The organism is Kitasatospora sp. NPDC059817 (assembly GCF_042731835.1).
Classification (GTDB): Bacteria; Actinomycetota; Actinomycetes; order Streptomycetales; family Streptomycetaceae; genus Kitasatospora.
In genome coordinates this window covers 29,876-39,941 of record NZ_JBHWIR010000066.1, presented here as the reverse complement: position 1 = coordinate 39,941, position 10,066 = coordinate 29,876, and the positions used below count along the sequence as shown (strand labels likewise).

Here is a 10,066-nt window from a genome sequence, read left to right as displayed (position 1 = left end):
CTTCCACGCGGGTGCCCCCGCCCGGGTGGAAGACAGCGGCATGGGTTCAGCGGTGGCTCGGGAACTGCACCACCTGCTGGTAGGTCGGACGGTTCTGCCAGGTGGTCTTGTCGTCCGTGACACCGCCGAGCGGGCGCTGGATGATCGTGTCGGCGCACCACTGGTCGCCGGCGGAGCAGTCCGCGTCGCCCGGGTAGACCTGGGCCGGGGTCTGGGCGGCCGCCCGCTTCAGGGTGTCCAGCAGCACGCCCCGGCAGGCCGCCAGATCGCCCCCGCCGCAGTACGGGCGGGCCAGCGGGCCGGCCACCTGGTCGCCCAGGACGGACCGCAGGTCCTTGTCCAGGTAGCTCCACCAGCCGTACTGGAAGGCCGAACCCTTGTGCGGGATCGCCTCGTTGGCACTCACGGGGCCGCCGCTGCCGGGACCGGTCTGGCCGCCGGAGGGCGACTCGTTGATCTGCAGGGCGCCGGTCAGGGCCGTGAACAGCTGGTCCCCGAGGCCGGGTCGCATGACGCCCTCCGCGACCAGCGGCCACCAGGCGTCCAGGACGCGGATCGCGGCGGCGTCCGCGTAGCCGTGGCTGCCGGGCGACGTCTCCTTCCGCTGGGCGCCGCCGGCCAGCCAGGCCTCCAGCTGCTGGAGCGCGGTGGCGGCGGCCGGATCGGTGACGGGGGCGCTGCGCAGCACCCGGATCAGGTCCGGCAGGACGTCCTCGGCGCGCAGGTCGGCCAGGGCGGCGCCGGCCATGGCCTGGGTGAGCGAGACCCGGCTCGCCTTGCCGCCGTTGCGCAGCAGCGCCTTGACCCGGTCGTCGAGCAGGTTGCCGCGGTGCACCGAGCCGTTGCCGAACCCGGCCGAGGTGAAGCCGTCGGCCTGCTTGTTGTTCCAGGAGATGTAGTAGTCCTGGTTGACGGACTGCGGGTGCTCGGCCGCCGGGGTGTACCGGGCGGTGTTGGTGGCGGGGTCGAAGTCGGCCCACTCGTAGGCCGGTTCGGCGCGCAGCGGCAGGCCGGGGTCGACCCCGGGGGCGCGTACGGGGTTGCTGCCGGAGTTGTAGTACGCGATGTCGCGCGAGTCGGCGTAGAACCAGTTGAAGGTGTAGTTGATGTCCTGCGCGGCCTGCTGGAAGCCCGCCGCGTCGTGCACCGCGCCCGGGTCGTTGAGCTCCTGGAAGCCGATGATGGAGTCCGCCTCGTGCCGGTAGGTGGAGCGCAGCGAGGTGAAGGCCACAGGGGCGCCGCCGACCGTGCCGCGGGCGGTCACCAGGCCGTACCTGCTGCGGTACATCACCAGGGTGTAGGAGCCGGCGGCGGTGGAGTCGGCGGTGGTCGGGTTCCAGGTGTTCTTGCGTTCCAGCCGGTCGAAGGGGACGCACTGGCCGTGCCAGAGGTAGGAGTTGGCGGCGGTGGTGGCCGGGGAGCCGTCGGTGGTGCAGAGCGGGACGGCGTAGGTGTCGGTGATGTCCTGCCCGGCGGAGGTGGCGCTCCAGGCGTAGTCCTGGCCGCGGCCGAGCTGCACGTAGAAGCTCAGGCCGGCGAAGGCCGCGCCGCGCGCGCTGATGCCGGGGCCCTGGATCTCCTCCAGCATCAGCAGCTGCGGGGCGAAGTAGCCGGTCTGCGGGCCGAACACGGCCACCGGGTGGCCGTCGTCGGTGTGGGCGCCGGAGACCAGCAGGGCGTTGGACATGCCGTGCTTGGCGGTGAGCAGGTTGCCGGGCAGCACGCCCGGGGCGGCGGTCCTCGCGGCGCCGGCGCCCGTGCCGGTGGCGTCGTAGATCATCCGCTCGGGCACCACCGAGCCGGGGTCGGGCAGCGCCTCGCCCTGCGGGGCGTCGGGGACGGGGGCGTAGGGGAAGCGCTGGCCGTCGTGCAGGGTCTGGACGGCCTCCGGGTCGTCGGCCTCGCGCAGCGACTTCCAGACCGCGTCCCCGGCGTCCTTGCCGTAGCGGGCCTCGGCGGCCGACTTGACCTGGGCGGAGGCGAGTTCACCGCCGCCGCCGGAGCCGAACAGGGCGCCGACCACGGAGGCCAGGGCGACCAGGTCGGTCAGCTTGAACGGCTCGATCGACCCGGCGTTGGTGATCGGGTCGATGTGCCCGGTCAGGTCGTACTCGCCGGGGAAGGTGCGGGCGTTGTAGGACTCCTTGGCGTACTGGTTGATGCCGTCGAGGTAGGCGTTCGCGTCGGTGAGGGCCTGGGCGGCCCGGCCGCCGCGGGCCGACAGGGCGTCGATCTGCTGCTGCAGTTCCGCCTCGGTGTACGGCGCGGCCTGCCAGAAGCTCTGCTCCAGCTGGCGGTTGGCGGCGGCGCCGCCGGCGAAGCCGGACAGCTGGCCGCGGCCCACGTGCCGGAACAGGTCCATCACCCACAGGCGGTCCTGGGCGGCGGCGTAGCCCGCGCCGTACTCGGTGCCGTAGCGGGTGGTGCCGGTGATGTGCGGGACGCCGGTGGCCTTGTCGCGGACGATGGTGACGTCGGCGCGCGGGCTGATGGTGCTGGCCACCTGGTCGGCGGGGACGCCGAAGGAGGCGTCGTTGAAGAAGTCGCGCAGCTTGGCCTCGGTCAGGCCCGGGTAGCCGGAGGCGAGGGCGGCGTACGGGCCGAGCTGGTCGTCGGTGTGGGCGGGGCGGCTGCCGAACATCCGGTTGAGCAGGATCTCGGCGAGCGTGGCGTTGCCGTTCTCGCCGGGCGGCAGGATGTCCCGGCAGTGGCCGCCGCAGTAGTCGGCCGCGGTGGCGGTCGGGGCTGCGGGGGCGGCGGCGGTGGGGGTGGTGGTCAGGGCGGCGGTGATGAGCAGGGCCGACGCGGCGGCGGCGGCCGGGAAGCGCAGGGGGTGGGGGCGTAGGCGCAAGGGGAGCTCCTCCGTCGAAGCCACGGGAGCTCGACGGTAGGGGCGTTACTGACCGGTTGGCTAGTGGCGTGCATGCCATTTCCGGTGGGGCGCAGTGGAGTTGGTGATCCGTCGGGACCGTCTACCGCCTACCGTCTGCCGCCCGGAGGCGAGGCGAGGCGAGGCGGGTGGCGAGGTGGGCGGCGGCGGTGGCGGGGTCGGTGCGGGGGAGGCGGGGGTGGAGGTCGGCGAGGAGGTGGTGGAGGCGGTCGCGGATCGGGCCGGGGGTGGTGGCCACCGAGCCGGTGAGGACCAGGGGTTCGGCGGGGGCGGCGGTGGCGCGGACGAGGCCGGCCAGGTGGTCGGCGGCGGTGTCGGCGATGGCGCGGGCGGCCGGGTCGCCCTGCGCGGCGAGCCGGGAGACCAGCGGGGCGAGGGTGGCGAGCCGGCGGGGCGGGCCGGCGTAGGCCCAGTGGAGCAGGGCGTCGGGGGAGTCGGCGGCGCAGTGGGCGCGGACGGCGGTGCCGAGCGGGCCGGCCGGGTCGGCGTGGGCGTGGCGCAGGGCCTCGCGGCCGAGCCAGAAGCCGCCGCCCTCGTCGCCGAGCAGCCAGCCGAGCCCGCCGCTGCGCGCGAGCGTGCGGGCACCGGCGAGCCGGACGCAGATCGCGCCGGTGCCCGCGATCAGGACGGTGCCGTGGCCGTCGGTGACGCCGCCGGAGGCCAGGGCCGGGACGGTGTCGGGGACCAGTCGCACCGGGTGGCGGAGGCCGAGGGCGGCCCGGCAGCGCTCGGCGAACGCGTCCGGGTCCGGTAGGGAGCGGTACCCGGCGAGGCCGATCAGGCAGGCGGCGATCCGGCCCGGGCCGCGCCCGTCGAGGGCGGCCGTGACCGCCGCCGCCAGCCGGCCGAGCGCCGGCTCCGGGCCCTCTCCGGCGGGGTTGGCGCCGGGGCTCTCGCCGCGGCCCCGGACGGCGCCCGCGGCGTCCAGGAGGACGGCGCGGGTGCGGCTGCCGCCGGCGTCGACGCCGAGGTGGAGGGTGGTCATCGGGCGCCTCCGGTGCGGGCTCGGCGGGTGGCCGGGGTGGTGGTGAGCGGCATCAGGTCGGCGGCCGGCAGGGCGCCGCGGACCTGCGCGAGCGGCTGCCGCCGGCCCTCGGGGCTCCGGAGGGGGCGCCCGTGGGCCGACCGGTCCTCAGCGTAGAGGGACCGCGGCGGAAGGGTGGGCGGTCGTCGCCGTGACGGCCGTGTGGGCGGCCTTGACCAGTGCGGGGAGGTGCTGTTCCTCGGTGAGCCAGGCCAGGTGCCCGTCGGGCCGGACCAGGGCGGCGGTGACACCGCGCCAGGCGGGCCGTGACGTGCCGAGCGGCGCGCTGTGCACGGTGACGCCCGGGCTGGTGGCGTGGGCGAGGGCGGCGAACTCGGCGCCGGCCCGGCCGGTGAGGTCGAGCAGGACGTGGCGGCCTCCTCGCATCAGCGTGAACAGGCCGTTGCCGTCCGCGGGCCCGGCGAGCCTCAGGTCCGGCGCCCGGGAGCCGGTCAGCGGGTGCGCCCCGCTGCCGGGGTCGGCCGGGTAGGCGGTCGCGAGGCCGGCCGCGCGACCGGCCAGTTCGTCCGAGAACTCGTCGACGCCGGTGATGAGTTCGGCGAGCAGACCGCGCAGGGCCAGCGTCGTCGGCGAGTGGTCGGTCATCAGCCCGGACTGGGCGTGGGTGGAGCGCAGCAGCTCCACGCCGACCGGGTGGCGCTCGGCGTGGTAGCTGTCGAGCAGGCCGTAGGGGGCGGCGCCGGTGATGGTGCGGGCGAGCTTCCAGCCGAGGTTGGCGGCGTCTTGCATGCCGACGTTGAGTCCGGGCCCGCCGGCCGGGAAGTGCGAGTGCGCGGCGTCGCCCGCCACCAGGACCCGCCCGTGCCGGTACCGGTCGGCCTGGCGGGAGGCGTTGCCGAAGGTGGAGATCCAGCCGGCCTCGCGCATCCCGAAGTCCGTCCCGGTGATCCCGCGGACCTTGGCGCGCAGCTGCTCGAAGGTCAGCGGGCCGGGCTTGGTGTGGACGGTCGCCGTGTCGTTGCCGACCACCCGGTGCACCCCGCTGGGCAGCGGGAAGACCATCACGGTGCCCTGCTCGTTGGAGACGGAGCGCCAGCGCGGCGGTGCGTCGAGCACGGCGTCCGCCATCCAGGCCCAGGCGGTGGCCGGGGTGCCGGGGAAGCCGATGCCCGCCGCCTCGCGCACGGTGCTGCGGGTGCCGTCGCAGCCGACCAGGTAGGCGGTGCGCAGCCGGTAGGGGCCGTCCGGGCCGTGGACGTGGATGGTGACCGCGTCGTCGCCCTGGTCCAGCCCGGTGACGCGGTGTCCGCGCAGCAGCCGGGCGCCGGTCGAGCGGAGGTGTTCGGCCAGCAGCTCCTCGGTGCGCACCTGGGGGAGCGCGAGCGTGAACGGGTACGGCGTGTCCAGCCGGCTGAAGTCCAGCCGGGGCGGCAGGGCGGCGAAGTGCCCGCCGGGGATGCGGACGCCCTCGGCGAGGAAGGGCTCCACCAGGCCGCGGGAGGCCAGCAGTTCCAGGGTGCGCGGGTGCACGGTGGTGGCCCGCGAGTGCGGGTCGGGTTCGGCGCGGCTCTCCAGCACGGTGACCTCGATGCCCTGCAGCCGGAGTTCGGCGGCGAGCCAGAGCCCGACCGGGCCCCCGCCGGCGATGACGACCTGTTCCATGACTCATCCCTCTCTTGGTCAGTGACCAATGACTTGGCTCCAGTAGACTAGGTCAGTGACCAAGAAGCAAGCCCCGGATGCCCCCCGGACCCGACTCGACGCCGACACGGTGGTCCGCGCCGCCCTCGACCTGCTGGACGACAAGGGCGCCGCCGCCGTCTCCGTGCGCGGCGTCGCCGAACGGCTCGGCGTCCGGATGAACACCGTGCTCTGGCACGCCAAGACCAAGGGCCGCCTGCTGGAACTCATGGCGGACGCGATCGTCGGCGAGATCCCGCTCGACGACCTGCCCGCGCCCTGGCACGAGCGGGCCCGCGAACTCGCCCACCGCTACCGCCGGTGCCTGCTGGCCCACCGCGACGGCGCGGTCATCGTCGCCGGCACCTATGCCGCCGAGCCCGGCACCCTGCGCTTCGCCGACGCGATGATCGCCGCGCTCCTCGACGGCGGCCTGGACGAGCGCCGCGCGTCCTGGGTGTTCTGGACCATCCAGTACCTGACCCTCGGCCTGACCCAGGAGGAGCAGGCCCTGGCCGCCCAGGACGGCGTGCACACCCTCGGCCCGGCCCTCGCCGGCGGCGGCTACCCGGCGCTCGTCCGGGTCGTCCCGCACCTGGAGGACGCCGCCTTCGCCGAGCGCTTCGATTTCGGCCTCTCCCGGATCCTCTCCCCGTCCGGCCCCATCGCCCCCTGAATTCCCAACGGCCGCCCCCTCGTTGCCCCGGTCGCTCCACACGCCCCCCCTCGGGACTGCCTTTACCGGTGCTCGGCGAGCGGCGGGTGGGGCGGCCGATCGGCTCTGTGGCAGCAGGTATTCCGCCGACCGGCGGCGATTTTCGGCCCTCCTCCCACATCGGGCGATCCCGGCCGCGCCGCCCCGCCGGATCGGCCCCCGCCGTTCCCCGGCCCGGGAACCCGCTGGGCAGGCGCGAGATCACCGTTTGTGAGGCTTGCCTAACCTGCGCCCCGCTGCGACCGGAGGGCGCTGTCCGCTTCGAGGTGTTGGCCGGATCGGGCGGCACGCGGACTTCTTGACAGGCGGGAGCCCATACGCCGAAGCTCATCGCAGTTGGCGAATTTCTCACCGAACTCCCGCTCCGCTTCGGCCTCTTCGCGAGGCGTTTTTCTCAGCAGTGGCTTCGTCATGAGGGAAAGTGAGATCCGCTTGACGTTCGTGACCGCGGAAACCCGCGCGGAACCGGCCCGCCCGGTGAAAGCGAGAAACCGGGACAGTGGGGTTCCGGACCACGGGCGGATGTACGGGCGGATGTACGGGCGGGCCGATGTCGAATTCCGCACTGCAGTGCGGGAATTCGGGTTGTCCGACCGCGCCGCCCCGGCGCGCCCCGTCCCGGCGTGCCCCGCGCACGTGACCGCACCTCCTCCGGCGACGGCCTGATCCGGAGGGCCCCGCCCGGTGCGGACGACCGCGCCGGGCCGTGCGGGATCTACCCGTCCGGCCCCGATCCGTCCGGCCCCGATTCGCCGCCGCCGCACCACCGCCTCCGTACCACCGTGTCCGTACCACCGCACGGAAGGAACAGCCATGTCGCAGAACACCTGGGACAAGGAACCACGCCCCGCCAGGCTGGAGGAACGCCTGGACGACGGCGTGGTCCGATGTCATCTCAGCCCCCGGAACTGCCGGATCCGCCCCGGCCAGCACGGATTCTGCATGGTCCGGGCCAACCGGGACGGCCGCCTGGTGACCCTGAACTACGGGCGCTCGGTCCACGCCACCGAGGAGACCATCGAGACCGAGGCGGTGTTCCACTACGCGCCCGGCGCCCGGATCCTCTCGATGGGGAACGTCGGCTGCATGCTCAACTGCGACTACTGCCACAACTGGAAGACGTCGCAGGCGCGCCACGTGGAGGACAAGGACGTCTACCACTACACGCCCGAGGAGGTCGTGGACATCGCCGTCCGGCACGGCGTGAAGGTGATCTCCTGGACCTACAACGACCCGGTGGTGTGGCACGAGTTCGTCGTGGAGACGGCCGCCCTCGCCAAGGCGGCGGGAATCGTCAACCTCTACAAGTCCGCGTTCTTCATCAGCGGCGAGGCGATCGAGGAACTGATCCCGGTGATCGACATCTTCTCGGTGTCGATCAAGTCCCTGGACCCGAAGTACTACCGGAAGATCACCAAGGGCTGGCTGGAACCGGTCCTGGAGGGCACCGAGCAGGTGTTCCGGGCCGGGAAGCACGTCGAGGTCTCCACGCTGATGGTCACCGACCTCAGCGACGACGAGGCGACCGCCCGGGACATGGCGAGGTTCGTCGGCGAGCGGCTCAGCCCCGACGTGCCCACGCACTTCGTGCGCTTCCACCCGGACTACAAGATGACCAACACCATCCGCACCCCCGTCGACCGGCTGGAACGGGCCCGCAAGGTCGCCATGGACATGGGGCTCAACCACGTCTACCTGGGGAACGTGTACGACACGGAGTCGACCAACACCTGGTGCCACCGGTGCGGGCAGCTCCAGATCACCCGCTACGGCCTGAACGCCGACCTGGTCGGCCTGGACGCGGCCGGCGCCTGCATCGGCTGCGGCGCCCGCTCGCCGATCGTCCTGCTGCCCGACGCCCGCCCGCGCGCCCGGGTGCCGGAACTCCCCGCCGCCGAGGGCCTGGACCTGGCCCGCTTCGACTGGCACGGCGACGTCCGCGCCCTGCACGTCCAGGTGCGCAACACCTCCGCCGCGCCGGTGCGGGCCTACCACCGCCGCTACGGCGACCCGGCCGCCGACCAGGGCTGGCAGGTCATCGACCTGGCCCCGCAGGAGAGCTTCCGGTACATCGCGGCCAAGAGCACGGCGGGCGAGGTCGGCGTCCAGGTGGCCGTACCGCCGCAGTGCACCTCCAGCCTCCACCAGGTCTTCGACCGCGCGCACTTCCCGACCGTGGAGGCCTCCGCCGGAACGCTGAACGAGGACGTCTCGCCGCTGCCGCTCTTCCAGCCCCGCGCCAGGTCATGACCGGGCCCGCGAGCACGACGGAGCAGGCGGGTCCGATGCGGCACGGGACCGACTACCGCGTCCTGCCGTTCAGCGACGACCTGTCGGCCGTCCTCATCACCGGGAGCCACCGGCTGCTGCTCGCCCCGGCGGACACCGCCGAGCGGCTGGCCTCCGGCGTCGACCACCTGCGGCTGGACGAGCGGCGGGCGTGGGAGCGGCTGCAGGCCGGCGCCGCCACCGGCCGGGAGGCCAACCGCATCCGGCTCCGGGAGAGCGCGCTCTCCGACGGCGCCGACTTCGCGGTCAACGTCAACCTGACGAACGTGTGCAACCTCGCCTGCACGTACTGCTTCGCCGAGGGCGGGGACTACGGCCGGATCACCGAGGCGATGGGCGAGCACTCGATCGCCTGGATCTTCGACTTCATCCACCGCTACGCCGCGCCCGGGCAGCGGGTCCGCTTCGAGTTCTTCGGCGGGGAGCCGCTGGCGAACTTCACGGTGATCCGCAAGATCTGCGAACGCGCCCGCGACCTCACCGGGCGCTCGGGCCCCGAGTTCGTCCACCGGATCTCGACCAACCTCACCCTGATGCCCCAGGGCGTCGAGGAGTTGTTCCGCGACCACCGGTTCATCGTCTCGGTCTCGATCGACGGCGGCCGCGAGGTCCAGGACGCCAACCGCCCGTCCAAGAACGGGAAGGGATCCTACGACCGGATCATCCGCAACCTGTTCCGGCTGCGCGAGGCGTGCGGCGACGACGTCACCCTGGTGGCCCGGATGACCATCGCGACGGCGCAGCCCAGCCTCACCGAGAGCGTGCTCGACCTGTGGGGGCTCGACCTCTTCGACTACTTCCAGATCTATCCGGGCGTCTACCCGGTGGAGCAGGGCACGACGGTGCCGATCGCCCTCACGCTGGGGGACCGGAAGCTGTCCGAGCCGAAGGGCATCCAGTACATCAACCACTTCCTCCAGCCCGGCATCGTGGAGCAGTTCAAGGACTTCCTGGTCCACTACCCGCGGCTGTTCGCCCCCGACAACCGGTTCAAGGGCGTGCTGGAGTACGAGCGGGCCGTGCAGATGGTGACCGAGGGCGCGGCGGCGCTGGCGTTCTGCTCGGGCGGGCGGACGTACTACACGCACTCCCCGGACGGCAGCGTCAGCCCCTGCCACCGCCTGGTCGGTGACCAGGGCTTCGACGTGGGCACCGGGGCCGAGGGCCTCACCCGGGACCACCCCGAGTGGCGGCGCACCGTCGACGAGCACCGGGTGTGCGGGTCCTGCTGGGCCCGCTACCTGTGCGGCGGGGGCTGCCGGCAGGAGAACCACGTGGCCTCGGGCGACGTGAACGTCCTCAACACCGAGTCCTGCCAGTACCAGTTGATGCTCGCGGAGGAGGTCGTCAAGATGCTGGCCCGCTCCGCCGCCGACTACCGCGAGCGGTCGCGGGAGCGCTACGACGACCTCTTCGTCTCGTGCGGGCGCCCGGTGGTCCCCAACGACCGGCCGGCCCTCGACGCGGCCGCCGACGTCCGCCCGTTCCAGGTCCTCTGCTGACGGCC

At 73.5% G+C, this 10,066-nt stretch carries 6 protein-coding genes; 3 read left to right on the top strand and 3 right to left on the bottom strand.

The genetic code is table 11. The features are described from left to right. Nucleotides 1-46: 46 nt before the first annotated feature. From ACFV61_RS16735 to ACFV61_RS16725, 3 genes are all read right to left on the bottom strand, one after another. A complete protein-coding gene (locus ACFV61_RS16735) occupies nucleotides 47-2,851 on the bottom strand; it encodes a penicillin acylase family protein (protein ID WP_380492320.1) in 2,805 nt (934 codons plus the stop codon). A gap of 121 nt (nucleotides 2,852-2,972) precedes the next feature. After that, nucleotides 2,973-3,875 (bottom strand): N-acetylglucosamine kinase, encoded by a 903-nt coding sequence (locus ACFV61_RS16730; RefSeq protein ID WP_380492316.1) that lies wholly within the window; start codon nucleotides 3,873-3,875, stop codon nucleotides 2,973-2,975. 147 nt (nucleotides 3,876-4,022) lie between these two features. Next, the gene (locus ACFV61_RS16725) at nucleotides 4,023-5,537 is read right to left on the bottom strand and encodes an FAD-dependent monooxygenase (protein ID WP_063346374.1); all 1,515 of its coding nucleotides are present in this window, start codon (nucleotides 5,535-5,537) and stop codon (nucleotides 4,023-4,025) included. 55 nt (nucleotides 5,538-5,592) lie between these two features. On the opposite strand from ACFV61_RS16725, the gene ACFV61_RS16720 reads away from it, so the two are divergent. From ACFV61_RS16720 to ACFV61_RS16710, 3 genes are all read left to right on the top strand, one after another. Beyond that, the gene (locus tag ACFV61_RS16720) at nucleotides 5,593-6,231 is read left to right on the top strand and encodes a TetR/AcrR family transcriptional regulator C-terminal domain-containing protein (RefSeq protein WP_380492314.1); all 639 of its coding nucleotides are present in this window, start codon (nucleotides 5,593-5,595) and stop codon (nucleotides 6,229-6,231) included. An 852-nt stretch (nucleotides 6,232-7,083) separates the two neighbouring features. Beyond that, nucleotides 7,084-8,520, top strand: coding sequence for an AmmeMemoRadiSam system radical SAM enzyme (gene amrS, locus ACFV61_RS16715; protein WP_063346372.1), 1,437 nt, complete (start codon nucleotides 7,084-7,086; stop codon nucleotides 8,518-8,520). A gap of 35 nt (nucleotides 8,521-8,555) precedes the next feature. After that, nucleotides 8,556-10,061 carry a radical SAM protein gene (locus tag ACFV61_RS16710; protein WP_380492312.1) on the top strand — a complete coding sequence of 502 codons (1,506 nt, stop codon included), beginning with the start codon at nucleotides 8,556-8,558 and terminating at the stop codon, nucleotides 10,059-10,061. Nucleotides 10,062-10,066 lie beyond the last annotated feature (5 nt).

What these genes read in the sequence shown, in the direction of transcription:
- amrS (WP_063346372.1), top strand. Translation starts at nt 7,084, where the DNA reads ATGTCGCAGAACACCTGGGACAAGGAACCACGCCCCGCCAGGCTGGAG.
- ACFV61_RS16710 (WP_380492312.1), top strand. Translation starts at nt 8,556, where the DNA reads ATGCGGCACGGGACCGACTACCGCGTCCTGCCGTTCAGCGACGACCTG.
- ACFV61_RS16725 (WP_063346374.1), bottom strand. Translation starts at nt 5,537, where the DNA reads ATGGAACAGGTCGTCATCGCCGGCGGGGGCCCGGTCGGGCTCTGGCTC.
- ACFV61_RS16730 (WP_380492316.1), bottom strand. Translation starts at nt 3,875, where the DNA reads ATGACCACCCTCCACCTCGGCGTCGACGCCGGCGGCAGCCGCACCCGC.